The 228-nt window shown below is 25.9% G+C and carries 1 protein-coding gene; it reads right to left on the minus strand.

Going from position 1 to position 228, the window contains the following annotated elements; genetic code table 11:
• Positions 1-17: 17 nt before the first annotated feature.
• The coding region (locus ACRHOC_RS15345; protein WP_431159462.1) for a hypothetical protein at positions 18-228 on the minus strand (211 nt) is incomplete at its 5' end.

Here is a 228-nt window from a genome sequence, read left to right on the forward strand (position 1 = left end):
CTTAAAACAAAATAATACTAGCTTAAGAATATTCCGGATAAAAAGGAAAGTATTACAATGAGAATTAATGTATAATTATTTGATTTTCTGCCAATGGGGAGACTATTTCTAAATTGTTTAAAATAAGTCGACTTGTTATGTCCCCATTTATTCAAATAATCTTCATAGAACTGTTTGTTTATATCGTAGTTATTTTCATATTTACTTTTATATAAGGCGTACAATGAG

The sequence above is a fragment of the Winogradskyella poriferorum genome (assembly GCF_050618035.1).
In the GTDB taxonomy this organism is placed as follows: Bacteria; Bacteroidota; Bacteroidia; order Flavobacteriales; family Flavobacteriaceae; genus Winogradskyella; species Winogradskyella poriferorum_A.